20 protein-coding genes are annotated in these 25,669 nt (G+C 47.7%); 9 read left to right on the plus strand and 11 right to left on the minus strand.

The genetic code is table 11. From position 1 onward, the window contains the following. Positions 1–138: 138 nt before the first annotated feature. Positions 139–1,662, plus strand: a complete 1,524-nt coding sequence (locus GCU44_RS04775) for an N-acyl-D-amino-acid deacylase family protein (protein WP_154854476.1) — start codon at positions 139–141, stop codon at positions 1,660–1,662. Between the two features lie 55 nt (positions 1,663–1,717). Here the strand turns inward: GCU44_RS04775 and GCU44_RS04780 are convergent, their stop codons facing one another. The 11 genes from GCU44_RS04780 to GCU44_RS04830 form a co-directional block, all read right to left on the minus strand. Continuing rightward, positions 1,718–3,415: a DEAD/DEAH box helicase gene (locus GCU44_RS04780; RefSeq protein WP_154854478.1), complete on the minus strand. Its 1,698-nt coding sequence runs from the start codon at positions 3,413–3,415 to the stop codon at positions 1,718–1,720. 261 nt (positions 3,416–3,676) lie between these two features. After that, a complete protein-coding gene (locus GCU44_RS04785) occupies positions 3,677–4,963 on the minus strand; it encodes a citrate synthase (RefSeq protein WP_092168647.1) in 1,287 nt (428 codons plus the stop codon). Positions 4,964–5,258: 295 nt separating this feature from the next. After that, positions 5,259–5,675 (minus strand): BrxA/BrxB family bacilliredoxin, encoded by a 417-nt coding sequence (locus tag GCU44_RS04790; protein WP_092168650.1) that lies wholly within the window; start codon positions 5,673–5,675, stop codon positions 5,259–5,261. Positions 5,676–5,703: 28 nt separating this feature from the next. Then, complete coding sequence (locus GCU44_RS04795; protein WP_154854481.1) at positions 5,704–6,039, minus strand: DUF59 domain-containing protein; 336 nt, start codon at positions 6,037–6,039, stop codon at positions 5,704–5,706. Positions 6,040–6,046: 7 nt separating this feature from the next. Next, positions 6,047–6,478 (minus strand): SufE family protein, encoded by a 432-nt coding sequence (locus GCU44_RS04800; protein WP_092168656.1) that lies wholly within the window; start codon positions 6,476–6,478, stop codon positions 6,047–6,049. Continuing rightward, positions 6,478–7,734, minus strand: coding sequence for a cysteine desulfurase (locus GCU44_RS04805; RefSeq protein ID WP_154854483.1), 1,257 nt, complete (start codon positions 7,732–7,734; stop codon positions 6,478–6,480). Before GCU44_RS04805 ends, GCU44_RS04800 begins: the two co-directional genes overlap by 1 nt. After that, the gene (gene sufD / locus GCU44_RS04810; protein ID WP_154854486.1) at positions 7,709–9,019 is read right to left on the minus strand and encodes a Fe-S cluster assembly protein SufD; all 1,311 of its coding nucleotides are present in this window, start codon (positions 9,017–9,019) and stop codon (positions 7,709–7,711) included. The genes GCU44_RS04805 and sufD overlap by 26 nt, the downstream gene beginning before the upstream one ends. Positions 9,020–9,043: 24 nt before the next feature. Continuing rightward, positions 9,044–9,805, minus strand: coding sequence for a Fe-S cluster assembly ATPase SufC (sufC, locus tag GCU44_RS04815; protein WP_154854489.1), 762 nt, complete (start codon positions 9,803–9,805; stop codon positions 9,044–9,046). A 14-nt stretch (positions 9,806–9,819) separates the two neighbouring features. Continuing rightward, complete coding sequence (sufB, locus tag GCU44_RS04820; protein ID WP_154854492.1) at positions 9,820–11,265, minus strand: Fe-S cluster assembly protein SufB; 1,446 nt, start codon at positions 11,263–11,265, stop codon at positions 9,820–9,822. 252 nt (positions 11,266–11,517) lie between these two features. Next, positions 11,518–11,991 (minus strand): Lrp/AsnC ligand binding domain-containing protein, encoded by a 474-nt coding sequence (locus GCU44_RS04825; protein WP_092168671.1) that lies wholly within the window; start codon positions 11,989–11,991, stop codon positions 11,518–11,520. Between the two features lie 345 nt (positions 11,992–12,336). Next, positions 12,337–13,374: a LacI family DNA-binding transcriptional regulator gene (locus tag GCU44_RS04830; RefSeq protein ID WP_154854495.1), complete on the minus strand. Its 1,038-nt coding sequence runs from the start codon at positions 13,372–13,374 to the stop codon at positions 12,337–12,339. Between the two features lie 362 nt (positions 13,375–13,736). Here GCU44_RS04830 and GCU44_RS04835 point away from each other — a divergent pair, with 362 nt between their 5' ends. The 8 genes from GCU44_RS04835 (at position 13,737) to GCU44_RS04870 (ending at position 25,533) form a co-directional block, all read left to right on the plus strand. Then, positions 13,737–14,984, plus strand: a complete 1,248-nt coding sequence (locus GCU44_RS04835; RefSeq protein ID WP_241684840.1) for a DUF6807 domain-containing protein — start codon at positions 13,737–13,739, stop codon at positions 14,982–14,984. A 110-nt stretch (positions 14,985–15,094) separates the two neighbouring features. After that, a complete protein-coding gene (locus GCU44_RS04840; RefSeq protein WP_092168677.1) occupies positions 15,095–16,516 on the plus strand; it encodes a Gfo/Idh/MocA family protein in 1,422 nt (473 codons plus the stop codon). A gap of 33 nt (positions 16,517–16,549) precedes the next feature. Beyond that, positions 16,550–17,713, plus strand: a complete 1,164-nt coding sequence (uxuA, locus tag GCU44_RS04845) for a mannonate dehydratase (protein WP_154854498.1) — start codon at positions 16,550–16,552, stop codon at positions 17,711–17,713. 59 nt (positions 17,714–17,772) lie between these two features. Further along, positions 17,773–18,618 carry a glycerophosphodiester phosphodiesterase gene (locus GCU44_RS04850; protein ID WP_154854501.1) on the plus strand — a complete coding sequence of 282 codons (846 nt, stop codon included), beginning with the start codon at positions 17,773–17,775 and terminating at the stop codon, positions 18,616–18,618. Between the two features lie 82 nt (positions 18,619–18,700). After that, positions 18,701–19,288: an RNA polymerase sigma-70 factor gene (locus GCU44_RS04855; RefSeq protein ID WP_154854504.1), complete on the plus strand. Its 588-nt coding sequence runs from the start codon at positions 18,701–18,703 to the stop codon at positions 19,286–19,288. Between the two features lie 149 nt (positions 19,289–19,437). Beyond that, positions 19,438–20,403 (plus strand): FecR family protein, encoded by a 966-nt coding sequence (locus GCU44_RS04860; protein WP_154854507.1) that lies wholly within the window; start codon positions 19,438–19,440, stop codon positions 20,401–20,403. A 128-nt stretch (positions 20,404–20,531) separates the two neighbouring features. Then, on the plus strand, positions 20,532–23,819 hold the full coding sequence (locus GCU44_RS04865; RefSeq protein WP_154854510.1) for a SusC/RagA family TonB-linked outer membrane protein: 3,288 nt from the start codon (positions 20,532–20,534) through the stop codon (positions 23,817–23,819). A 67-nt stretch (positions 23,820–23,886) separates the two neighbouring features. Further along, the gene (locus GCU44_RS04870; RefSeq protein WP_241684841.1) at positions 23,887–25,533 is read left to right on the plus strand and encodes a RagB/SusD family nutrient uptake outer membrane protein; all 1,647 of its coding nucleotides are present in this window, start codon (positions 23,887–23,889) and stop codon (positions 25,531–25,533) included. Positions 25,534–25,669: the final 136 nt, after the last annotated feature.

Below are 25,669 nucleotides of genomic sequence, written 5' to 3' on the forward strand. Positions count from 1 at the left end.
TGAGAGGGATTGGCTTAAAATTGATTGATTTTACATCAAAAAAGTCAAAAAGGGTGTAGAATCGTGCTTTATAGGCTATATTTCAAAGCTGATTAACTTGTTCTACAGATGATTGCTTTACAAAGGTATTTTGGATGTATGGTTTTATTAGGTCTGATGGCCAGTTTTGGTTGCCAGGAGCAGGCGGACAGTACTGTTTACGATCTGGTTATTCGAAACGGCTGGATTCACGACGGATCGGGTGCTCCGCCCTACTACGGGCAGGTGCTTATCAGCGGCGAAAAAATAGCAAAGATCGAAACGGATACCGCCAGGGTTTTCCAGGCTACTCACACGGTCGATGCAAAGGGGCAGGTAGTCGCTCCGGGTTTTATTGACAGTCATGCGCATGGAGATCCGCTGAAGACACCGGAGTTCAGGAATTTTCTTGCCATGGGGGTTACCACCATCTTTTTGGGTCAGGATGGGTCCAGTCCGAATACACCTGCCATTGAGCATTGGATGGACAGTGTGGATCGGCTTCACCCCGGAGTAAACATCGGGATGTCGGTGGGCCACGGTACCTTGCGGATGGTTTCTGGCGTTGCCTACGATAGGGAACCTTCTGAGGAAGGGTTGTCCAGGATGGAGAATTTGCTGGCTGAGGCCTTGGAAAGTGGTTGCTTCGGGCTTTCCACGGGGTTGGAATACAATCCCGGTTACCTGGCGGGGGAAAAGGAGTTGGACCGGCTGGCACGAGTAGTCGGGGAAAAGGGAGGCATGATCATGAGTCACATGCGGAATGAGGATGACGATCAGATTGAAGCGTCCCTGCAGGAACTCTTGAAACAAGGGGAACACTGCCCCGTTCATGTCAGTCATATAAAAATCGTGTACGCCAAAGGGGCCGATCGGGCCCGGGAAATTCTGTCCATCATGGAGCGGGAAAGAGCGTCAGGAAAGCAGGTAACTGCTGACTTGTATCCCTATGAGGCAAGTTATACGGGGATTGGACTTTTGTTTCCCGAATGGGCAAAGCCTCCGGCAGACTACCCGACGGTTGCCCGGGAAAGAAAGTCCGAGTTGGAAGACCACCTTAGAAACCGTGTGAATGCCAGAAATGGCCCCGAGGCAACGCTGCTTGGTTCCGGCGCCTTCAAGGGCAAGACCCTGGCGGAAGTGGCCCTGGAACGAGGGAAGCCCTTTGAAAGGATATTGGTGGAGGATATCGGTCCTTCCGGAGCAAGTGCGGCCTATTTTGTCATGGATGAAACCGTGATGAAGGCGTTTTTAAAAGATGATTTTGTAAATATTTGTTCCGACGGAAGCCCCACCTCCAACCACCCCAGAGGCCACGGCACTTTTGCCAAGATCATTGAGGAATATGTGGTGAAGGATTCGCTGTTGAGCCTTCCCGAAGCCATATACAAAATGACTGCTCTCTCGGCAAACAATTTGGGAATTACCGACAGAGGCCGCATCGAAGTGGGGTATTTTGCAGATCTTTTACTTTTTGACCCTTTGCAGGTGCAGGCCAACGCTACCTATGAGGCGGCGGCGCAACTTGCGTCCGGCTTTGATTGGGTCTTGGTAAACGGCAAGGTGGCGAAAGAGGCCGATACCTACGCCAGTCCGGGACGGGGTCGAATTATCCGCAAATCCCCACCCGCCGAAAAAAAATAGAGCCATCCATTTTGCAGGGATGGCTCCGGTTTTTTGCTCCTTTATTCAGGAAAAATCAGGGTTTTGAAATTTCAAAATTGACCTGTTTGCCTTTAATGGTATTTGTATTCATGACTTTAATCACGTGGGTAACATCCTTTTTCGGGATATCGACAAAGGAAAAACTATCGTAAATATCGATTTCCCCGATGCTACCTCCCGATACCCCGGTTTCTCCGGCAATGGCACCCACGATGTCATTGGGACGGATGCGGTCCTTCTTGCCAAGATTTAGGAAAAGTCGGGCCATATTGGGCTCCCGTTCTTTTTTCCCTTTTCTCCCGCCACGTTCACTTCCTCGGTGAGGTTTGCTTCCCCGGTCACGGTCCGATCGGTCCCTTCTGGGGCGCTTATCGTCTCTACCGAAGGCACGCTCTTTTTCGGGTGTAAAATTCATTTCCTTAAACTTATCCACGGCTTCGCCCAGGTGCAATTTAACCAGTCCCATGGTTACTTGTTCCAGCGATAGCCCTTCGGCCATCAGGTTTCCGATGACTTCCTCAAACACCTGATCATCTCCTGTTTTGGCCAGTTGTCGGTGAATGTCTTTGATTAGCTGTTCTTTTTTCATGTGGATCAACTGATCCACCGAAGGAGGCGCTGCTTTATCAATGGAGGTTTTGATAAACCTTTCCAGATCTTTTATTTTTCCGGCATCCCTTCGGCCGGAAACAAAGCTTATGGCCGTTCCAAATTTTCCAGCCCGGCCGGTACGCCCGATCCGGTGCACGTAGTTTTCCTCGTCCAGGGGTAAGTCAAAATTAAAGACGGCTTCCACATTTTCTACATCAATGCCTCTTGCGGCTACATCGGTTGCAACCAAAACGGCGCAATGGCCTTTTCTGAACTTGTTCATTACCTTGGTACGCTGGGCTTGCGACAAGTCTCCGTGTAAGGCTTCTGCAGGTACTCCTTTTGCTGTAAGTTCTTCGGTGACTTCATCTGTCACCCGTTTGGTATTACAGAAAATCACACTGAGTTTGTATTGGTGTAAGTTGATCAGTCGGCTAATCAAGTCGGTTTTAAGTCCGGACCGTACCTCGTAATACACCTGCGTGATGTTTTCTACGGTAAGTTCTTTTCGTAGGACTTTAATGATTTCCGGATCGGTCTGATATTTTCTCGTGAGTTCCAAAATCGGCTTTGGCATGGTAGCCGAGAAGAATACCGTTTGCCGTTCGGAAGGCATGCTACTCAAAATGGTCTCGATGTCCTCGCGAAACCCCATGTCGAGCATCTCATCAGCCTCGTCAAGAACGATCACGCTGACCTCACTCAAATCCAGGGTCCTTCGATCCATGTGGTCCATTATTCTGCCGGGCGTGCCAACAACAATCTGTACGCCTTTTTTTAAGCTTCTGATTTGCCGGTCGATGGACTCCCCGCCGTAAATGCAGGTGGAGGAAATTCGCTTTTTGTATTTGGTGAGTTTTACAATTTCCCCTTCTACCTGCACTGCCAATTCCCGCGTAGGGCAGAGGATCAATGCCTGAGGCTTGTTTGTGCTGCTGTCAATCCGATCGATGAACGGAATACCAAAGGCGGCGGTTTTACCGGTTCCGGTTTGCGCCTGTCCGATGACATCGGAGCCTTGCAACAATAAAGGAATGGTTTGTGATTGGATGGGGGAAGGTTGGGTATAGCCCATGTCTTCCACTGCCCTTAGGATTTCTTCCGAAACCCCAAGGTCTGAAAATGTTACTTCTTTTTCCATGAAATGTTCCTTACTTCTCGGAGCCACGGTATTCCAAAATATCCCAGTGTCGATCAACAATAAGGAACCCCACGGCGTAGGAGAAAAATTTTACTACATAATAAGCTGCAAAGGTAAGTAAATTTTTTTTCATTTACCAACGATTGCATCTAAGATTAGAAAATAATTGACTATGAAGTCTAAAATTTACTGAATTATATTCTGGTTTAAACCAAAAAAAGGGCGGAAATGCCCTTTTTTATTCGGTTAGCTTCTGATCAATTAGCGTTTTTCCATAGGTACATACGACCTTTCGGTAGAGCCGACGTATACCTGACGCGGCCTGCCAATGGGTTCGTTGTTTTCCCGCATCTCTTTCCACTGCGCAATCCAGCCGGGAAGGCGTCCTAACGCAAACATGACCGTAAACATGTCGGTTGGTATGCCTAGTGCACGGTAAATGATGCCGGAATAAAAGTCTACATTTGGGTATAACTTTCGATCAACGAAATACGCATCATTCAGGGCGGCAGTTTCCAATTCCTTGGCGATATCCAAAACAGGATCGTCTATCCCGAGTTTCTCCAGGACGTCGTCGGCTGCCTTTTTGATGATTTTAGCACGTGGATCGAAATTTTTGTATACGCGGTGTCCAAAGCCCATCAGCCGGAAAGGATCGTTTTTATCTTTGGCTTTTTCAAGGTATTTCTTAGAATCTCCACCATCGTTTTTGATTGCTTCGAGCATTTCGATCACCGATTGATTGGCGCCTCCGTGCAGCGGCCCCCAAAGGGCGTTGATACCGGCAGAAATGGACGCATAGATGCTTGCCTGTGACGAACCGACAATACGCACGGTAGAAGTAGAGCAATTTTGCTCGTGATCTGCATGCAGGATAAGCAGTTTGTCCAGGGCCTTTGAAATCACCGGATCCACTTCGTATTTTTCTGAGGGCAGGGCAAACATCATTTTCATGAAATTGCCGCAATAATCCAGGTTATTGTCGGGGTAGTTGACCGGATGCCCCATTTTATTTTTGTAAGCCCAAGCTGCAAAAGTTGGCATTTTGGCTAGGAGTCTCACGATGCTAAGTTGAATTTCTTCATCGGTATTGTTCGGATCCAGTGAGTTCGGGTAAAATGCAGTAAGCGAACAGATCAGGGAAGACAATACACCCATTGGATGCGCCACGGAAGGGAATCCGTCCAAAATCTTTTTTATATCTTCGTGAACAAGTGTGTGCTTGGTGATTCTATTTGAAAAGTTATCGTACTGACTGGCCGTGGGCAACTCCCCATTGATAAGCAGGTAGGACACCTCCAAAAAATCAGAATTTTCGGCCAATTCCTCAATATTGTATCCTCGGTACCTGAGAATTCCTTCCTCTCCATCCAAAAAGGTAATGGCACTTTTTGTAGACCCGGTATTTTTGTACCCTGGATCTATGGTGATCAGACCGGATTGTCCACGGAGCTTGGCAATATCGATGGCCTGTTCGTTTTCTGTACCTTCTATGACTGGCAAGTCATATTCGTTTCCTTTATAGGATAGTTTAGCAATATCGGACATATTTATCTAATTAAGTGTATTATAAATTCCAAACTGAATCAAATCGAAATAAAATTTGGTACCAATGTACTAAAAATTGGGCATATTTCCCTTATTAAATTTTCGAAAGCCCCTCGAATCAACTGCCAAACGTAAAATCTTATTTTGTAAAACGGCGCATCGGCTTTTTTACAGGAATAAAATAATTTGGAGTTGATTTTCAAAAGGCAGGGAAAACTAGTATCTGCCAAATTTTACTAAAACCAGGTTGAGCGGTATCAATGGGATGAAAAAAAGCCCCAAAAGGGCTTTTTTATCAGCAAAAATGTTCGAATACCTCGACTAAATGATCACCTATCATTTGGGCATTTCGTCCTTCTATATGGTGTCTTTCGATAAAGTGTACCAATTCTCCGTCTTTGAATAAGGCCATGGCTGGCGACGAAGGAGGGTAGGGGAGAACTTTCTCCCGGAATTTGGCGACTGCATCGGCGTCGTTTCCGGCGAAAACGGTAGCCAGCACGGTAGGTTTTTTCCCGGCTTTTTCCAAGGCATACCGAACTCCCGGACGGGCTGCTCCCGCTGCACATCCGCATACCGAATTGACCACCACAAACGTCGTTCCCTTGTGTTCCTTTAAATGTGATTCAACGTCCGCTGACGATCTGAATTCCGTAAAGCCTGCGTCAGTTAGCTCTGCTCTCATTGGAGCTATTAATTCCTCTGGATACATAGTGTTCTTGCGTTAGTTATTGTGAAATTTATAAAAACCCCAATTCTAATTTTGCTACCTCTGACATCATGTCCTGTGAGTAGGGTGGATCAAAGGTTAGTTCCACCTCTACGTTGTTTACCCCTTCAATTTCCGATACACGTGTTTTCACCTCCGAAGGAATCGACTCGGCCGCCGGACAGTTGGGTGACGTTAAGGTCATCAGGATGTATACGTTATTCACTGGATAGACAGTAATCTCATAGATCAGGCCCAACTCGTACACATCTACCGGGATCTCCGGATCGTACACATCCTTGATCGCATTTACCACCTTTCGTTTGATGTCCTCCTGTACTTCTATGTTTTGATCTGAATTTTCCATATGTTGTTTAGGCGTCAATTTTTGATTGGTAAGCAAGGGCAAAAAGCTTCATTTGTTTGATCATGGCTGCCAGGCCATTTGAACGTTGCGAACCAATGATGGAACCCATCCCAATTTTGTCAATAAAATACAGGTCGGTGTTCAAAATTTCCCCGGCCTTCTTGCCAGACAGCACCCGAATGAGCAGGCTTATCAAACCTTTGGTAATGTCGGTGTTGGAATCTGCGAGGTAATAGACCCGACCGTCTCGGAAGTCTGTAGTCAGCCAAACTTTTGACTGACAGCCTTTGATGATGTTTTCATCCGTCCGCTCCGGTTCCGGAAACTCGGGCAACTGATCTCCGAGTTCCATGATATAGTATATGGTTGACTCTTTGTCCTCTCCCAATATTTCAAATTCATTGATAATCTCCTCCTGTACGGCGTCGATACTTGGCATTAGTTTTTTCGTTTTGCTATGCGTACCAGACTTTCATAAAGCCTGTCAATTTCTTCGTTGGTATTGTAAACAGCAAAGGAAGCTCGGACAGTTCCCTCCAATCCGAAACGGTCCATCAGCGGTTGGGTACAGTGGTGTCCCGTGCGCACAGCGATACCTGCTGCATCGAGCATCATTCCTACGTCAAAGGGATGCATGTTTCTGATCGTGAAACTCATGACACTTACCTTTTCCCTGGCGGTGCCCACCGGTATGAAGCCATTGATTTGTGAACAAAGCTCAACCGCATGCGCCAATAATTGGTTTTCCTGCTCTTGTATACGTTTTTTTCCAATCGACCGAATGAATGCCAACGCTGCGTCAAATGCGACCACATCGGCAATATTGGGCGTGCCCGCCTCGAATTTATAAGGAATATCGTTGTAAGTGGTCTTGGCAAAGGTTACCTCACGGATCATTTCACCCCCTCCCTGATACGGAGGCATGGCTTCCAGTAGTTCGCGTTTTCCGTAAAGTACTCCCACCCCTGTGGGCCCATATAGCTTATGGGCTGAAAAGGTGAGAAAGTCGCAGTCCAAGTCTTGCACATCCACATCAAGATGGGCCAGGCTTTGTGCTCCGTCCACCAAAAATCGGGCCCCGCGTTCGTGGGCCAATTGGATCATTTTTTTGATCGGATTAATGGTACCCAATGCGTTGGATGCATGCACCACCGCCACCAATTTGGTCCTCTCCGAAAGTAATTCTTCATAGGCCTGCAGGTCCAATTCTCCAGTATCCGAAACGGGGATGATTTTCAGGACGGCTTTATTTGTTTCACACAGCATCTGCCAGGGAACGATATTGGAATGGTGTTCCATGGTGGAAATGATGACTTCATCGCCCTCTCCGATATAGGTTTTTCCAAAAGTTGAAGCAACCAGATTGATGCCGTCTGTAGTTCCCTTGGTGAAGATTACTTCTTCCACGGAGGGGGCGTTAATAAATGCCCGAACGGAACTTCTGGTTTTCTCAAACAAATCCGTTGCCCGTGCAGCCAGGGTGTGCGCGCCGCGGTGTATGTTGGAATTATGATTTTCGTAGTATTCGTTTAGCGCATCAAGTACCTCTTGGGGCTTCTGCGTCGTGGCGGCATTGTCAAAATAGGCAAGCGGTTTCCCATTGACCTCTTGGTCTAAAACGGGAAATTTACTTCGAATCTCTGCCACATTTAATCCCTTACTAGTTTGATCAATAATTTCCTCCAAGTCGTGCATGTACTAGCGTTTCACAATATTCTTTAAAACCGTCTTCCTTTATTTGATCCAATACCTCGCCGGCAAAGGCGTGCAACAGCAATGCTTTAGCCGCATCTTTAGCTATACCTCGAGCTCTAAGGTAAAACAGTGCCTCTTCGTCCAACTGCCCCGTAGTACAACCATGGGAGCATTTGACATCATCCGCCCATATCTCCAACTGAGGCTTGGTATTCACCGTGGCGTCTTCCGACAAAAGTATGTTGTTGTTTTGCTGAAAGGCGTTGGTCTTCTGTGCATCCTGTCGAACAAAAATTTTACCATTAAATACACCCCTGGAATGGTCGGTTAAGATTCCTTTGTACAATTCATTGGACTCGGCATGGGCCTGCATGTGGTCCACGTTTGTGTGATTGTCCACATGGGTTTTTCCATTTAGTAAATACAACCCGTACATATTTCCTTCGCAATTGCTGGCCCGCAGATCCAGGCTCAGATTATTGCGAATCATTCCCCCTTCCAGACTTAACACGATGGAGGTAAAATTGGCATCCTGGTGAATACTCGATCGGGTGTTTGTAACCGCGAGGTCGTTTTTTCTTCCGTTTTGAAGCGTGTAGTGGCGGACGTGTGCATTCTGACCAACCGTCCATTCGGATACAGCATTGACAAAAACGGTGGCTTCCCCCAACCAAACGGTCTGCTCGATAAACGTAACTTCCGCATTTTTTCCGACCTGAATGTACGTCCGCGGATGTACGCAAGATCCCTTTTCGGTTGCCTTGACAAAATTGATCAATAAGATCGGTCGGTCTATGATTTTGCCAGCCGGCACCCGAATGTACACCCCGTCTTCAAAAAAAATGGAATTCAAGGCAGTAAATGAATCGGCTTCGTTTTTTTCAATTTGGCCGATCTGAGCAGCGGAATCCGAGTCAAGGGATGCCATACTGCTCACGACGAACTGCTGCTGATCCACCGTCGATAGGTTGGGCTGGAACCTTCCGTTGGTACATACCAGGGTGTAGCCTCCCACCGCACGAACCAGTGCTTCCTGCGCCTTCATCTCCTGTTCGATGTCAGCAAAGGGGGCGGATGGCCCAAGGTTTGGCAGTTGATCCGTTAGACGCTTGCTAATGCCTGTGTACTTGTATTCCTCGTTTTTAATCGTCGGTAACCCGGCGTCGCTCAACACCTGCCCGGCCTGACGCTTAAGCTCCGCAAACAGGGGGGATGAAGGCAGGCGTTCCGATTCGAGTAGGAATGCTTCCGTTAATTTATGATCTTTTTTTGTTGATACCGTCATTAGTAAATGAAGTCTAGCAATTTCTTAAACAGCTGTTCCCGAGACCTCTTCTTTGATCCAGTCATAACCTTTTTCTTCCAATTCAAGCGCCAATTCTTTGGCACCTGATTTTACGATTCGCCCGTTGTATAATACGTGGACAAAATCGGGGACGATGTAGTCGAGCAACCGTTGGTAATGCGTAACCACAATGGTTGCATTCTCCTTGGTTTTGAGTTGATTCACTCCGTTTGCTACCACTTTGAGGGCATCTATATCCAGACCGGAATCGGTCTCGTCCAGAATAGAGAGGGATGGTTCTAATACAGCCATTTGAAAAATTTCGTTTTTCTTCTTTTCTCCTCCGGAAAACCCTTCATTCAACGCCCTGCTGAGCAGTTTTTGATCAATTTCGACCAATTTCATTTTTTCCTTCATCAGTGTCAGGAATTTCACGGCGTCCAGCGGTTCCTGGCCCCGGTATTCACGCACTTGATTGACTGCGGTTCGGAGGAAGTTGGTGGAACTTACCCCAGGGATTTCCACTGGATACTGAAATGCTAGGAAAACTCCCTCCCTCGCCCGATCTTCAGGGCTGAGTTCCAGCAGGTCTTTGCCTTTGAAACTAACTTCTCCCTCGGTAACTTCGTATTCCTCCCTACCGGCCAATACCGAGGCAAGGGTGGATTTACCGGAACCATTTGGTCCCATAATGGCATGAACCTCTCCGGGTTTTATTTCCAGACTTATTCCCTTTAATATGGGTGTTCCCTCGATAGAGGCATGTAAATTTTTTATTGATAGCATGGTTTTTTTGTTAATTATCCTACGCTTCCTTCCAATGTCAGCGCCAGGAGTTTTTGCGCTTCCACGGCAAACTCCATTGGTAATTGATTTAAAACTTCCTTCGCGTACCCGTTGACGATCAATGCCACGGCATCTTCCGAATCGATCCCCCGTTGGTTGCAATAGAATATTTGATCCTCTCCGATTTTTGAAGTCGTAGCCTCGTGCTCTACTTTTGCTGTAGAATTGTGGATGTCAATATAGGGGAAGGTGTGGGCACCACATTTATCCCCCATAAGTAGGGAATCACATTGAGAGAAATTCCGCGAATTGGTAGCGCGCTTCATCACCTGTACCTGCCCTCGGTACGAGTTTTGCGAATGGCCAGCTGAAATGCCTTTTGACACGATTCGAGAGCGGGTATTTTTTCCAATGTGGATCATTTTGGTCCCGGTATCCGCTTGCTGGTAATTGTTTGTGACAGCAACCGAATAAAATTCCCCAATGGAATGATCGCCTTTAAGTATGCAGGAAGGATACTTCCAGGTGACTGCCGAACCGGTTTCTACCTGCGTCCAGGAGATCTTGGAATGATTGCCCGCACAGATTCCTCGCTTGGTCACGAAATTGTAAATTCCGCCCTTACCGTTTTTATCACCCGGATACCAATTTTGAACCGTCGAGTATTTTACTTCAGCTTTCTCTGCCGCATAAATCTCTACTACCGCAGCATGCAACTGATTTTCATCCCGCTGCGGAGCTGTACACCCTTCCAGATAAGAGACGTAAGACTGGTCCTCAGCGATGATCAAGGTCCGCTCAAATTGACCGGTGTTGGCTGCATTGATTCGGAAATAGGTGGATAATTCCATGGGGCAACGTACGCCCTTCGGAATGTAACAAAAGGAGCCATCGGAAAAAACAGCCGAATTGAGCGCTGCAAAGTAGTTATCGGTAGCCGGAACGACCGAACCCAGGTATTTTTTCACCAATTCCGGATGCTCTTTTACTGCCTCACTAAAAGAACAAAAAATAACGCCAAGTTTAGACAGCGTATCCTTAAAGATAGTACCCACGGACACAGAGTCAAGCACGGCATCTACGGCAATTCCCTGAAGTCGTTTCTGCTCGTTTAGCGAAATGCCTAGTCTATCGTATATCTTGAGCAACTCGGGGTCTACTTCGTTGATATTGGATGGCTTCTTTTTTTGCTTTGGCGCAGAATAATACCGCAGGGACTGGTAGTCGATTTTTGGGTACCGAACGTTTGGCCAGGTGGGTTCTTCCATCGTCTCCCAATGGCGATACGCCTTCAGCCGCCAGTCCAACATCCACTGCGGCTCTTCCTTCTTGGCAGAAATCCAGCGAATGATGTCTTCATTCAATCCAATAGGGGCTTCGTCTGCCTCGTAGTTAACCGACCAACCGTGTTCGTATTCCTTTGAGGTGAATTCTTCTAAAATTTCATTGTCCTTGCTCATAAAAAGAGTTATTTAGACTAATTATATTTTGATGCACAAATATACAACATTAATCTATTTTTTATTGTTCGAGCCGACTCCAAAATAAGAAAAAAAAGTCGATATTTTTAGGGTAAAGAGTTGAATAAGAGTAAGTTAAAATTTTTAATTTCCCTCTCAATTGGATTTATCTCTGTTAAAAAAGCCATACCCATTATTGGAAAAACCAAATAAAAAATTTATTTAGATTTAATCTTAATAATTAACTAATGATTATTTTTTCCCTTCCAATAATTGGATCGGACGGTTGATACTTTCTTCCAAAACGATCAATGTTTCGGTACGGTCGATACCTTCTACTTTTTGTATTTTGTTCAGCACATCCCGTAGGTGGTTGGTGTCTTTGCAAATAATCTTGGCAAAGATGCTGTAGTTTCCCGTGGTGTAATAGGCATTGATTACTTCGGCAATTTCTTTGAGGCGTTCAATGACATTGTCGTACAGCGAGCTTTTTTCCAAATAAATGCCCAAAAAAGCAGAAATATCGTATCCGAGTTTGGAAAAGTCAATATTGAGCGTGGCGCTTTTCACTATTCCCATGTCCTCCAGCTTTCGCATGCGCACGTGCACCGTTCCCGAAGAAACAAACACTTTTTTGGCAATTTCGGTATAGGGGGTTTTGGCATCCTCATTAAGTAATGAAATGATCTTTAGGTCTATATTGTCAATATCTAAAATTTTATCCATTTTTACATCGGTTAATTGTTGATTTCAAAATAAAGATGAATCTAAATTAGTAAATTGTCAATGTTTTTCCCAGGTTTTTTGTTTTTTTGTACAAATACCAGAAATCAACAGTTCCACTCGATATTTTTAATCCTTCGATTTTGAGGTAGTATTCGGTTGCCGTCCGCATTTTTTAGCAGCAATGGACTGGGATATTCCTTTTCATTTCGTTGATTTCACCGGGGCTTCGCTCATACGAATACAGGCGGTGTGGCGCCTGAATTCCTTCGCTGCGTATTGCCGGCAGAAATTCGTCTTTCCAGTATTTGGAATTCGTTTTTGGTTCAAAAAGGAAGAATGCTCACTTCAGGTAGGGTCAGGGTGTCTTTTTGAGGAGTCCCGAATAATCAATTCCGATCGGAGGGTGATGGTATTTGTCTTTTGAAGAATTTCCTCGTGTTCGTCGTCCAGGTGGTTGATCAGGTTTTTCATCGCTACTTCGCCCATATGGTAACTCGGATAATTGACGGTACTCAGGTGGGGTTCCACCATGCGGGAGATCAGGTCGTTATTAAACCCTACGATGGCAATATCCTGGGGAACGCGAATACCTCTTTTTTTAAGTGCCATCAGGCAACTTGCTGCGCTGGTATCGTTGGATACCAATAACCCGTCGGGTCGGGGATGCATTTTTAAAATCTTTTTTACAATTCGTTCCCCTGCCTCTTCGTCCAGTTCAATGCTGATTACATTTTCCGAATTGAACACAAACCCGTGGTCCATAAGTGCATATTTGTATCCTTTCAGGCGGTCGGCATAGACGTTTATTTGTAAATTACCCAAAGCGTGCACGATACGTTTACAGCCCTGTTTGATGAGGTGTTCTGTCGCATCGTAAATCGCCTGGGTATTGTTGATCACCACCCCGGTACAATGATTGTTATCCGGTGCCCGATCAAAGAACAAAACGGGGATTTCTTTTTTAAAAAACGGTTGAAAATGGTCTATGTCGTCGGTTGTTCCGGCCTTGGAGACCAATAGCCCATCGACGCGGCTGTTGTACATAATGGCTGTGTTGGAAATTTCTTTATCCAGGGACTCCATTGATTGGCTGATGATCAGGTTGTATCCGGATTGGGTTGCAATTTTTTCCATTCCGGCGAGAACAGATGACTGGAAGGGGCTGTTTAGTCGCGGCACAATCACGCCGATACTTTTGGATTTCCTTTTGCGCAGACTGGATGCGAAAATATTGGATTGATATCCCAGGGATTTCGCTGCATCCATTATTTTCTTTCGGGTAGTTTCGTGTACTCTTGGATGATTACTCAGGGCTCTACTTACAGTCGTAGGTGATAAGCCTACATTTGCTGCAATGTCGTAAATGGTGATTTCTTTTTTCATTTATTTGTTACTTCCCGAATGGTTGACGGCTAATAATAAATAAAATTTTAGATGGATGCAACCGATTTCAGACTAATAAAAATTTTGGAATACTCAGCTTATCCTTATTTATTTTTACTTTTTAGAATTTTATTAAATAATTTATCGATTTTTAGAATCAAATTCTGGTCAATTCCGGACCTAGTACCTGTGAACCTCAAGTTTGTTCGGTGCCTGTGCTGCTCCCAGTATCTGCACTCCACTTTGGCTAGTTAATCCATGGCTGTATTCCGGATAAATTTATATGAAATCGGTTGTATTGAAATAAATATATTAATATGTTTACGGTCGTTGGAAATTTTAAGACGACGTATACCAGCCGAATGATGAAAGTTAAAGCACTCGTTAGTTTTTTCCTAGGGTTTTCGTTACCATTTTGGGGGTTTTCACAAAAGATAGCAACCCTGGCAGTGGAATTGCCCGCTATCTCTAATTTTGCTCAGCCCACTTCGGTTAACCTGACTGGACTCACGGCGCTTCCTGACTCGGTGCTTCGATTGGTAGAAGTAACCGGAGGAGCCCTTACCGAGGTTCCCTTCCAGGTGGATCCAATGAATGACCGGACCCTCCATTGGCTGATCCCTCCGGCACAAGATAAAGGACTAGTCCGTACCTACGAACTGCATCAGGCCACACCGAAAAAAGACGTTGGGTCATTGCAGCTTGATCAGACGGACAAGGCGCTGATTGTACGGAAAAATGGAAAGGACCTCTGGCAGTACAATTTTGCCACGGTATACCCTCCGGAGGGAGTTGATTCGGCCTACGCCCGTAGTGGTTTTGTCCATCCCATGTGGTCTCCGGGCGGAAAGGCGTTGACCCGAATTCAGCCAGAAGACCATTACCATCATTACGGTCTATGGAATCCCTGGACCCGTGCTGTATTCAAAGGAGAAACAATCGATTTTTGGAACCTTGCGGAGAAGCAGGGTACCGTCCGCTTTGCCAATTTTGTCACCAGGTCCGAGGGTCCCGTTTTTGCCGGGTATCGGGTATTGCACGAGCACCTGGTGCTCCAAAACCGACCGAATCCGGAAGTAGCCATGACGGAAGTACAGGGTGCGCGAATTTTTGCGCTGGATGATAGCGAAACCTATTACCTGGCAGATATCAGCATACTTCTCAACCCAGCAGCGACGCCGGTAACCCTGAAAGAGTACCGTTACGGAAGTCTGGGGTGGAGGACGACCGAAAAATGGAACAACCAAAACAGTGAAGTGATCACCTCGGAAGGACTGAATCGAAAAACGGCCGACGGAAGCCTGGCGCGGTGGTGTATTGTTCAGGGAGAAATCGACGATGCCTACGCTTCTGTGGTGATGATGTCGTCCCCCGCCAATTACAACCATCCGGAGCCCCTGCGGATCTGGCCCGAAGACATGTACGGCAGGGGCGACATGTACGCCAATTTTGCCCCCACAAAAAATAGGGATTGGCACCTGGAACCCGGGAAAAGCTACGTGTTAAACTACCGATTTTTGGTTTCATCTAAGAAAATAAGTCCGGAAGAGGCAGAAGCAGCCTGGAAACAATTTGGGTTGCCTCCTAAAATCACGATCAAAAAGGAATAAACTCCTCTCCTCTCCGGGCGGCGTAGGCGTACCAACCAACTGCCCCTGAAATAGAAGAAAGATAAATCACGATACACATACCAATTAGAATAACCTAAACGCATGCTTCCATGAAAAAAGAAAACAAATCCGGTCTTTCGAGAAGGAATTTTATGAAATCGAGCACCAAAGGAGCGTTGGCAGCTTCTCTGGCAGTTACTGGTTTTCCGACCATCGTACCTGCTTCGGTTTTAGGAAAAAACGCACCGAGCAATAAGATAAATATAGGACAGGTAGGTTTTGGTCGGATTGCCATGACCCACGACTTGCCTGAAACCATGAAAAACGACATTGCCCGGGTGGTGGCGGTAGCAGACGTGGACCGCGACCGGGCGGCGCAGGGCAAGACCTGGGTAGAAAAATACTACGCCGATAAAACCGGCCAAAGCAATTATGTGGACGTGCAGGTGTTTGAAGACTACAAAGAGATGATCCGACACAAAGACGTGGATGCCGTGATCATCAGTACTCCAGATCACTGGCATGCACAACCTGCCATGGAGGCGGCGCTTGCCGGAAAGGACATTTACTTGCAAAAACCTACCTCGCTCACCATTGAGGAAGGACGCATGATGAGCGATACCATTCACCGAACCGGGGCGATTTTCCAGATAGGAAGTCAGCAGCGTTCCCTAAACCCATGGCCCCAATTCAAACGAGCTTGTGAACTGGTACGAAATGGTCGGATCGGGAAAGTGGAGCGAATTTTGATCGGATTGCCGGGCGATCCTGCCGGTGGAAATCCCCAGGAAATGCCTGTTCCCACTAACCTGAACTACGACATGTGGCTGGGGTCCACTCCCTGGGTACCCTATACATTGGATCGTGTCCATTCCCAAAGCGACCTTCGATCCAGACCAGGCTGGCTTCGCTGCGAGCAGTTTGGAGCCGGAATGATCACCGGCTGGGGAGCCCACCACCTCGATATTGCCCATTGGGCGATGGGTAAAGAGTATTCCGGACCCATTGAGCTTGAAGCGACAGCCGACTTTCCCACCGAAGGCTTGTGGACGGTTCATGGAGACTTCAACGTTACGGCCAAATACGACAACGACGTGATCATGGAAGTAAGCGGAGATTATCCAAACGGCGTGCGCTTTGAGGGCACCGAAGGCTGGATCTTTGTGGCCCGAGGCAATGTGGGCGTGACCGATAGTGATCCGGTTCCAGGCGGAAAGCCAAGCGAAGCCTTTAAAGCCAGCGACCAAAAAATTCTTACCTCGGTGATCGGTCCCGACGAAATCCACCTGTACGAAAGCGAAGAGCATCACAAAAACTGGTTGGATTGTATCGTTTCCCGGGAGCAGACCATCGCTCCGGTGGAAGTAGCGCACCGTTCTTGCAGTGCCTGCCTGCTATCACATATTGCCATGAAGTTGCCAAGAAAACTTTATTGGGATCCCATGAGAGAGCGTTTCAAAAACGACGACGAAGCCAACGCCATGCTCTCCCGTCCAAACAGATTTCCGTACGGAACCCAATACGTGCTTTAATTCACCTTATTTCAGATCGTTTTACGATAGCGTATGTCGATGATTCAAAGCTGGCGCTGGTTTGGCCCGAATGATCCCGTTTCCCTGCAGGATATTCGCCAGGCTGGCGCCACTGCGGTTGTATCCGCTTTGCACCACATCCCCCACGGAGAAATCTGGCCCCTGGAGGAGATTCTTTCCCGAAAAAAAGTCATTGAAGATGCCGGGCTACGTTGGTTGGTGGTGGAGTCTGTCCCGGTTCACGAAGCCATTAAAACCCGGTCGGCTGCGTGCGAACACTACCTGGAAAACTACCGGAAAACCCTAATTCACCTCGCACAGGCGGGTATAGGCCTGGTTTGCTACAATTTCATGCCGGTACTTGACTGGACCCGCACCAATCTCTCCATGAGCCTGCCTTCCGGGGCAAAAGCCCTTGGTTTCGATTGGACCGATCTGGCTGCATTTGACCTCTTTTCGCTCAAGCGGCCGGGTGCCAGTGCGGAGTATCCCGCTGAAATTAGCGAAAATGCGGGTTTGCGCTGGAGCGAAATGTCTGACGAAAGAAAGCAGGAACTATCCGATATCGTACTGATGGGGGTGCCTACCGAAAAAAGCATGACCCTGGAAGCGCTTTCCGAAAGTATTTCCCGCTACCAAACCCTGGGAAAAGCCGGTCTCCGGGAAAATCTCGTCTACTTTCTGCGCAGTGTGCAGGCCACCTGCCAGCAACACGGCATTACCCTCACGATCCACCCGGATGACCCGCCCTATGCTATTCTCGGCTTGCCCCGAATTGCTTCCAATCTGGAGGATCTAACCTTCATCAGCGAATCGGTGCCCGAAGCATTTAATGGAATCTGCCTGTGTACCGGATCCCTGGGAGCTGGAAAAGTAAACAATGTTCCGGAGATCATCCGTGCGGTAGCCGATCGAATTCATTTTGTACACCTGCGTAACGTGCGAAAAGATGCTACGGGTAATTTTCACGAGTCCGATCACCTGGACGGTGACGTAGACATGTACGAGGTGGTGAAGCTCCTCGTGGCAATCAACCGGGGTAGAGGTACAGCCATTCCTTTTCGACCCGATCACGGCCACCAAATGCTGGACGATTTGCAAAAGAACACCATTCCCGGCTATTCAGGTATTGGCAGGTTGAAAGGATTGGCGGAGCTGAGAGGTCTGGAAATGGCCTTGGAACGATCCCTGCCTTAAATGGTCGGGCAAGCGTGCATCCGGGAATGATCCAGCGGATATGTTGTTTACGTAGATATATGTCCTGTATACCACTACTTTCCGGAATAAAAACGATTCTGGCTATTGCCTGGTTGTTGTCGGCTACTTGTTGGCTGCCCGCCCAGGTAATCGAATTACCCCAGCGGGGTTTTTGCGCCCATAGAGGGGCCATGGCTACCCACCCGGAAAATACCCTCCCGGCTTTTTTGGAGGCCATTCGGGTGGGGGCACACATGATAGAATTCGACGTTCAGTTTACCAAGGATTCGGCGCTGGTGTTGATGCACGATGCCGGGGTAGACCGTACCACAAATGGTTCGGGTGCCGTGGCGGACCTGACGCTGGCGGAATTGAAGCAATTGGATGCCGGCAGTTGGAAAGACGTTGCTTTTGCCGGAACCCAGATTCCTACATTAGAGGAAGCGCTGGAGGTCATGCCCCGGAATATCTGGTTGAACATCCACCTAAGAGGAGGAAAGGAGTTAGGCAAACGTGTTGCCCGACTACTTGAAGCGAAGGGGCGGGCGCATCAGGCTTTTCTGGCCGTACAGGAAGCGGCCCGCATCGGTGCCCGTACCGAATCCGAATCGGTCTTGGTTTGCAACATGGAGCGCCAAACCGGAGGAGCCGATTACGTGGCAGCCACGATAGCGATGGACGCCGATTTTATCCAACTACGAGGAGCGGTACGTCCGGATTTTCGGGACTACGCTCGGGTATTACATGAAAAAGGCATTCGGGTTAATTATTTTGGGACAGACGATCCTGCCGTATTTCGGGTGCTATTTGCGCAGGGGATTGATTTTCCGCTGGTGAATGATATTGCTGCCGCCCTGGAGACAGCCGCTGACTTTGGCCTGCAACCGGTTCAGCCGGTGTATTAGATATCGCTGGAAGAAACGCTTTTTTTGGAGGGTTCATTTTTTGATTGGTAAAAAACTTCTAAATTGGTAGACTTTGTAACCAATGACCCAAACCAATATAACCGATAAAGCCCTCTGTGTGGCGTTGTGCCGCAACGATTTGAAGGCGTTCGACACCATTTACGAACGGTACTGGAGGCGGCTGTACCTCTATGCCTTTAAAATCTTCGAAGATCAGTTGGTTTGCGAGGATTTGGTACAGGAGGTTTTTGTGGACCTTTGGGAGCGTGGAAGGCATAAAAAGATCGAACATCTGGAGGGGTATTTATTTCGGGCGGTGAAGTTTCAGGTGCTGAACGTGATTCGAGACTTGAAAAAGACCAGCGATTTGGAAGCCGTTTTCGCTCATTTACCCGAACAGCTGGGAGCGGATCATTTACTGGAATTTGAGGAGGTAGACCGGATCGTAAGGCAAAGCGTGGGGGCTTTGCCGAATAAGTGTAAAGAGGTATTTCAACTCAGCAGGGAAGCCGATTTACCCAATTCAGAAATTGCCCGTCAGATGAACATTTCGGTACGTACGGTGGAGGCCCATTTGTACAAGGCATTAAAATCGATCAAAAAAAATCTCGGCCAAATTTATTTTTGTTTGTCCTCATTCATCATCGTGTCATTTTCATTTTTGTTCTGATTAAATCGATTATACCAAAAAAATCGTCTTCAAATCGGGAAAAATGGCCTCTGTTTTTGTTTGCTGGTACCATCTCTCTGCGATTTTTTATTGTTTGGACTAAGTAGTAATAGGCCGGTTGGGTACTGTCTATCAGATACCAACAAAAAATGAATAAACGAGCGTTTCTGCAGCTATTACAAAAAAGGGATACCGGGCGCTTATCTGCCCGGGAAAAATCCTTATTGCTTCAGGTTTTGGATCGGCTTCAACGCCGGGAGTTGTCCTGGGACCTGGACACGGAGGAAGCGGCGGAGATTCAGCAACGGATCAAAGATAGGATTGATCGGCGGATTCAGGCCTCCCCGAAGCGGAATTATTTTTTGCGCCCGCTGCAGTTGGCAGCATCCGTGGCTCTGCTTATTGGCCTGGTTTTCCTGGTTTACCAGGTGCTGCAAACACCGACGGAGGTGGTATGGGAAGAGCGAAGCACCAATGAGCGGCAAAAGGCAACGATTACCCTACCTGATGGCAGTCTGGCCTATTTGAATACAAATACCAGTCTTCGGTTTCCCCGGAAATTCGAACCGGGCCAAAGGCTGGTCGAATTGGATGGAGAAGCCTTTTTTGAGGTGGTAGCGGATAAAGCGGCAGTATTTGAGGTGCAAAGTCAGGGGGTGCGAACGAAGGTGTTGGGTACTAGTTTCAACGTGAAAGCACACCGGGAATCGGCGGTTAAGGTGGCCGTCCAACACGGAAGTGTGGCCGTGTACCAGCAGGGCATGGAAAAAGAAACCCGGGTGAACCTGCAACCCAACCAAATGGCGACGGTATTTCCGGACCGCAGGGAGATCCGGGTAGAGGCGGTAGATCCGGAAGGGTTTTTGGCCTGGAAAGCGCAGTCCGTGTCCTTTGACCTGGCCACCTTTGACGAGGTTATTCACCGGCTAGCAGCGATTTACAACTATTCGATCGAGATAGAAGGAGAGGGGTTGGATCGCTGCCAAATAAAAGCCACCTACACCAATGGCAACCTATATGCCGTATTGCACGGCTTGAAGAACCTGGTAGATTTTGATATCAAAAAAACGGGTGAGCGGAAAGTAACCCTGTATTTCAACCGATGTATTGACTAATAAACGGGCCTATGGAAATCAATTAACTAACACACGATTGCTAAAAAAAAGAATCCGGAACTGCTGCAACAGTCCCGGATCGGATTTGGTGGCAAACCACCCATGTTTAACAATAAACGTTTAAAATTATGAAAAATAATTTACTAAGGCTAATTGTGCTTTATTCCAAACAAACCCTAAAGTACTTTTTGCTTCAATTACTTGTGATGCAGGTAATTATCGCAGCCCCTGGATCCAGCCAGAGCATGGAGGATTACCAGGTAAATGTGCAGGCCAGGAACCAGAAACTCGTCACGGTTCTGGCGGAACTGGAGCGGCAAACCGATTTTGTTTTTGCCTACAACCAGGAAGTGGCCAACGACAGAACCCGAATCACGCTGGCACTCAGCTCCGATTTAAAAACCGTTCTCAAACGAATCACCGAACAAGTCAATTACGATTTCAAGCGCGTCAACGAACAGATTTACGTGGTGAAGAGTGAGGTTGGACTGGTTTCTACGGAGACACTCCGAATGCGGGTTGATAACAGAAACTGGCTGGATATAGAAATATCCGGAACGGTGACTGACCAGAATGGGGAGCCCATTCCCGGCGCCACGATCTCCATTCCGGGTACATCAGTGGGAACAGTTACCGACCTGGATGGAAATTACCGATTAAATGTTCCTGAGGGAGCTACCGTTGTGGTTTCTTTCATTGGATACGAATCGAAGCGCATCGAAATTGGCGATCAACGGATACTAAACGTAATTTTAACGCAGGATGTCACCGCGCTCGAGGAAATTGTGGTGGTTGGTTACGGAACCCAGCAGAAAAAAGACATCACAGGGTCAGTTGCCTCAGTAAAAAGTGATGAGTTCAATAAAGGTATTATCAACTCCCCTGGACAGCTTTTGCAGGGCAAGGTATCGGGTGTCAATGTTACTTCTTCCAGTGGAGCCCCCGGGAGCGGGCAGCGAATCATTATCCGTGGGCAGGGTAGCATCCGGCAGGGCACCGGTCCCTTGTTTGTGGTTGACGGTTTTCCACTGGGGCTTGCCGGCACGGGTTCTGCAGACAGTCCGCTGAACTTTCTGAACCCTGATGACATCGAATCGATCGATGTATTGAAGGATGCTTCTGCAACAGCCATTTACGGTGCCAGGGGAGCCAACGGCGTCGTCATTATTACTACGAAGAAAGGCTCGGCGGGTGTCTCCAAAGTTTCTGTAAACTCCAATTTCGGTGTATCCAACATGGTAAGAGACATTCCTGTTTTTTCTGCAGATGAGTTTCGTCGGCAGGTCAATGCCGTGGAAGGTATATTGGAAGACCGGGGTGGTGATACGTACTGGCAGGATGAACTGACACGGACTGCGCTTACCAACGACCACAACATGGTTTTCCAGGGAGGAAGCCAGAATTTCAATTACCGGGGATCGCTTGGATATCTTGATCAGGAGGGTATTGTCCTCAACACTGGGTTCAAAAGATACAGCGCAAGGATCGGCGCGACACAAAAGCTGTGGGACGGTCGGTTGAGTATTGATTTTAATCTTGGTTCAAGCATTGAAAGAGGAGAAAATGCACCGCAAAGTCGCCTGGTTTCTGAGATGTTGGAATTCAATCCAACTTATCCGGCACGTGACGCCAACGGCGACCCGGTCAGATATCCCGACCTGATGAATCCGCTGTATACCGCAGAATTGTATACGAACTTCAGTGAAACGAGGCGCTCGCTTTTAAGCATATCACCTTCCTTCGAAATCATTGACGGACTGGTATATAAAGTGAATTTTGGCTATGACAACCGGTCAAGTGCATCTGATAATCAAAACATGCCCAACGCAGACCCATTTGAAGAAGGGCGTTTGGCGCAGAGTTTCTCAGACGGAGAAAACACATTGATTGAAAATTACCTGACGTACAATTTCGGCATCGGAACCGACCATGGTTTTACCATGCTGGCAGGTCACTCCTACCAAAGAATATACAGCAGGTGGAGACTCTGGAGTGTGGACCTTTTCACAAACAACGGGATAGAGCCACGGTATAATCCAGGTCTTGGGCAGCGGTTGAACCTGGTGGATAATCCTCCGGGTGGATGGGCCAATATCAATGAACTGCAGTCATTCTTTGGAAGGGCTAATTACGATTTTCGGGACAAATATATGGTAACGGCAACGATACGTGCAGATGGATCCTCCAAGTTCGGTGAAAACAATAAGTACGGTACATTCCCTTCATTTGCAGCCGGTTGGCGATTGTCCGAAGAGGCGTTTTTGCAGTCCTCGCCTTTCAGCGAATTGAAACTCCGGGCAGGTTGGGGTCAGACGGGTAATCAGGAAATTCCAAATAAGATCACCCAGGCATCGTACACCACGCGGATATCCAACAGGGACAGCTACCCGCTCGGTGGGCAGGAGCCTCCGTACACAGCCGGAACAGCATTCGTCCGACTGGCCAATCCCGATCTGCAGTGGGAGGTTTCCACGCAAACGAATGTGGGCGTTGATTTTGAGTTGTTCGAGGGCGCCCTGTCCGGAACCGTGGATTATTTCAACAAAGTTTCCAACAACATTTTACTCGAAGTAAAGCCGCCTGACCCAATACAGCCCGCAACGGACTACTGGACCAACGTGGAAGATATGCGGATAATCAACAAGGGTCTGGAAATTGCATTGAATTACCAACGACGTGTTGAGGGAGGATTTTCTTACAGCATCGGCGGCAATGCGACTTTCATCAACAACGAGGTGCAGGACTCGCCCTTTACCATTGTCACAACAGGAAGTGCGGAAGGATCGGGACTTACTGGTGCCACGATCAATGGTTTGATCAATGGTCATCCGATCGGTACATTTTACATGCAAAGGTTCATGGGTATCGGCCCGGACGGCTTGTCGGTATTTGAACAGTCTGAAGACGGCGGACGTATGGTCGTGGGCAGCGCCCTGCCGGATATGACGTACAATTTCTTCCTGAATTTCGACTACAAGAATTTTGACCTCGGCATGAATTTCAATGGTGTTTCGGGTAATATGATCTACAACAACACGGCCATGAATAAATTCTACAAGGCAAAATTGGCCAACTCCCTTAATACGACCGATAAAGCCGTAGAGTTTCCCGAAGAGAGTACCATCAATTCTTCCTCCGTTTCTACACGTTATCTGGAAAATGGTGCCTTCTTTCGCCTGAACAATACGACTTTGGGGTACAACTTCAATACGAATGCCCTCGGTATTGCAAGTTGGGCGAAGGAATTGCGCTTGTCGCTGACTGGACAGAATCTGTTCCTCATCACCGAGTACACGGGGTTTGATCCTGAAGTGAACCAGGACCGCTCAACGGACGGAATCCAATCGGCCGGGATCGATCTGAACGGTTATCCCAGAGCCAGGACGTTTGTTATGTCGCTCAACGTGTCGTTTTAATCAACCAAAAGTGAATAGTACCATGAAAAATACTATAAAAGGAATCGTACTGGCAATTGCAGCAATAATGGGCAGTTGTACGGACCTACAAGAGCAAATACTGGATGAATCGCTTAGTGGTGGCGGGCAGGCAAGTGATCTCGTGCGGGGCGTTGTAGCACCCGCATATGGCATGCTGCCAGAGTTTTACAGACATACAAGGTATTTTGCCGTTCAGGAAATATCTACCGATGAGGCCATCTTGCCGTACCGAGGTGGTAGGGACTGGGGCGACAATGGCATCTACATCGAGTTGCACCAGCATACTTGGGGGCCTGTGCACAGTAATATCCAACAGTGTTGGGACTTTCTGACGGTGATGGTCTCCAGAACTGTGACAGCGATCAATGTATTGACGCCGCTTGCGGAAGCGGACAGTGAAGCCAGAGTATTTCTGGCTGAGGTGCGTGGCCTTCGGGCATTTTACAACATGATTGTGCTCGATCTTTGGGGCATTGCATTCAAGAAAGACGATGCGGGGGAGCTCTCTGAAATTCTCCGTGGAAACGAGGCGGTAGAATACATCCGGACTGAATTTGAAGCGGTTATACCTGACCTGAGAACAGATGTTGGCCCCGGTAGGTTGACCAAGGGTGGAGCGTATGGCTTGTTGGCCCGTCTGCACCTGAATGCGGCAGTGTGGCGCGATCCGTATGCTGCTAGCTTCAACTTTACTGACGCCGATATGAACAAGGTTATTGAATACAGTAACATGGTCATTAACAATGGTCAATATAGCCTGTCTCCGGAGTTTTTTGCCAATTTTGATAATAACAATCATGCCAATCCAGAGCTGGTATTTGCAGTTGATCAGCGGCCTGATCTGAATGGGCACAACCGGATGTCCTATTTCTCCATGTCGGACAATTTCTACGGCAATCCGTTGTTTCCAAGAGCCAACGGTACCGACGGGCCGGGTATTACATCGGATTGGTATCAGTCCTGGGTGCAGGCTTACGGTGATACGGATCCGGCTGAGGCAGATGCAAGGTTTTTCTGGGAGAGGTTAATTATTCCTGCTGACTCGGCCATTGCAGCAGAAGATTTTGAAGTTAACCGTGGTATTTACAGAGGATTGCAGTACGGATTGCAGAACACGGGAAGGCGACTTCCGTTCATTCAAACAACGGATGGGCGCTACAAACTGGGACCACTACGCGACTGGCGGCGTGCGGAAGAAAATGCTTTCGTGGATTTTGTTGAGGAGATCAACTTTACCGCCGAAGGCAGTGATTACAATACGGGATACCGGGTGGAAAAATATCAGTGGAGCAAGGAGTCGGATTCAGGAAGAAATAAAGGAGAACATGATCTTGTGATCGTTCGGCTTGCCGATTGCTATATAATGCGTGCCGAAGCCAAGCTCCGCATGGGGGATACCGCCGGCGCACTAGCTGATGTGAACTTGGTACGGGCTTCCAGAACCGCCAGACCCGCGGTAACACCTCCACCCCTCGCGTCGATGGACCTTGATATCCTCTTCCGGGAGCGTGGCTTTGAATTTTACTGGGAGCATCAACGCCGTACGGATATGATCCGTTTCGGAAAATACGAAGATACCTGGACCGAGAAAACGGATAGTGACGTGCAGAAGCGAGTATTCCCGATTCCTCAGTCAGCTATAGACGGAGCTTCTGCTGCTGAAGGATACCTGGTACAGAACCCAGGCTACTAAGAAGACAAGATCCCTCGGGATGGACCATTAACGAGAGGAGGCTGTCCGAAAAGTCGGGCAGCCTCTAATTTAGTTGTTTTTTTTCTCCAAAAATGGTATTTTGGAGTTGTACAAAAAAGCAACTATGGCCAAGTTA

The organism is Cyclobacterium xiamenense, assembly GCF_009467825.1.
Classification (GTDB): Bacteria; Bacteroidota; Bacteroidia; order Cytophagales; family Cyclobacteriaceae; genus Cyclobacterium; species Cyclobacterium xiamenense.

Excerpts from the sequence above, each read along its gene's own strand:
- GCU44_RS04775 (WP_154854476.1), top strand. The coding sequence starts at position 139 with ATGGTTTTATTAGGTCTGATGGCCAGTTTTGGTTGCCAGGAGCAGGCG.
- GCU44_RS04780 (WP_154854478.1), bottom strand. The coding sequence starts at position 3,415 with ATGGAAAAAGAAGTAACATTTTCAGACCTTGGGGTTTCGGAAGAAATC.
- GCU44_RS04785 (WP_092168647.1), bottom strand. The coding sequence starts at position 4,963 with ATGTCCGATATTGCTAAACTATCCTATAAAGGAAACGAATATGACTTG.
- GCU44_RS04790 (WP_092168650.1), bottom strand. The coding sequence starts at position 5,675 with ATGTATCCAGAGGAATTAATAGCTCCAATGAGAGCAGAGCTAACTGAC.
- GCU44_RS04795 (WP_154854481.1), bottom strand. The coding sequence starts at position 6,039 with ATGGAAAATTCAGATCAAAACATAGAAGTACAGGAGGACATCAAACGA.
- GCU44_RS04800 (WP_092168656.1), bottom strand. The coding sequence starts at position 6,478 with ATGCCAAGTATCGACGCCGTACAGGAGGAGATTATCAATGAATTTGAA.
- GCU44_RS04805 (WP_154854483.1), bottom strand. The coding sequence starts at position 7,734 with ATGCACGACTTGGAGGAAATTATTGATCAAACTAGTAAGGGATTAAAT.
- sufD (WP_154854486.1), bottom strand. The coding sequence starts at position 9,019 with ATGACGGTATCAACAAAAAAAGATCATAAATTAACGGAAGCATTCCTA.
- sufC (WP_154854489.1), bottom strand. The coding sequence starts at position 9,805 with ATGCTATCAATAAAAAATTTACATGCCTCTATCGAGGGAACACCCATA.
- sufB (WP_154854492.1), bottom strand. The coding sequence starts at position 11,265 with ATGAGCAAGGACAATGAAATTTTAGAAGAATTCACCTCAAAGGAATAC.
- GCU44_RS04825 (WP_092168671.1), bottom strand. The coding sequence starts at position 11,991 with ATGGATAAAATTTTAGATATTGACAATATAGACCTAAAGATCATTTCA.
- GCU44_RS04830 (WP_154854495.1), bottom strand. The coding sequence starts at position 13,374 with ATGAAAAAAGAAATCACCATTTACGACATTGCAGCAAATGTAGGCTTA.
- GCU44_RS04835 (WP_241684840.1), top strand. The coding sequence starts at position 13,737 with ATGATGAAAGTTAAAGCACTCGTTAGTTTTTTCCTAGGGTTTTCGTTA.
- GCU44_RS04840 (WP_092168677.1), top strand. The coding sequence starts at position 15,095 with ATGAAAAAAGAAAACAAATCCGGTCTTTCGAGAAGGAATTTTATGAAA.
- uxuA (WP_154854498.1), top strand. The coding sequence starts at position 16,550 with ATGTCGATGATTCAAAGCTGGCGCTGGTTTGGCCCGAATGATCCCGTT.
- GCU44_RS04850 (WP_154854501.1), top strand. The coding sequence starts at position 17,773 with ATGTCCTGTATACCACTACTTTCCGGAATAAAAACGATTCTGGCTATT.
- GCU44_RS04855 (WP_154854504.1), top strand. The coding sequence starts at position 18,701 with ATGACCCAAACCAATATAACCGATAAAGCCCTCTGTGTGGCGTTGTGC.
- GCU44_RS04860 (WP_154854507.1), top strand. The coding sequence starts at position 19,438 with ATGAATAAACGAGCGTTTCTGCAGCTATTACAAAAAAGGGATACCGGG.
- GCU44_RS04865 (WP_154854510.1), top strand. The coding sequence starts at position 20,532 with ATGAAAAATAATTTACTAAGGCTAATTGTGCTTTATTCCAAACAAACC.
- GCU44_RS04870 (WP_241684841.1), top strand. The coding sequence starts at position 23,887 with ATGGGCAGTTGTACGGACCTACAAGAGCAAATACTGGATGAATCGCTT.